Annotated in this window: 1 protein-coding gene; it reads left to right on the top strand. The window is 51.0% G+C overall.

Annotation, left to right across the window (positions count from 1 at the left end):
- Positions 1-133 precede the first annotated feature (133 nt).
- On the top strand, positions 134-312 hold a 179-nt coding region (locus KDM89_RS21260), incomplete at its 3' end, for an ATP-binding cassette domain-containing protein (protein WP_212689791.1).

The following is a 312-nucleotide window of genomic DNA, read 5'->3' as shown; positions in this document are numbered from 1 at the left end:
CTTTCCTATGATAGCCGCAATGAAGTGCTGACCGGTACCAACAGCGTCAGCGGCGAACATGACACAGCGAAGCCCCGGACTCAACTTATCCTGCGCAGCAAATCAGCGTCAGGTACAACGCAGGCCCAATAAGATGCTGGCTACAGATAATACTTTGCAAGTCAAAGGACTGCAAAAGAGCTATGGCGCACGCCAGGTAGTCAGAGATGTATCGCTGATGGTTAAAAGTGGCGAAGTGGTAGGCTTACTCGGACCAAACGGTGCAGGTAAGACGACTTCGTTTTATATGATAGTCGGGCTGGTACCCTCTGA

It is taken from the genome of Cognatundibacterium luofuense (assembly GCF_018139685.1).
Lineage (GTDB): Bacteria > Pseudomonadota > Gammaproteobacteria > Burkholderiales > Burkholderiaceae_D > Undibacterium > Undibacterium luofuense.
This window is presented reverse-complemented; position numbering and strand designations above follow the sequence as displayed.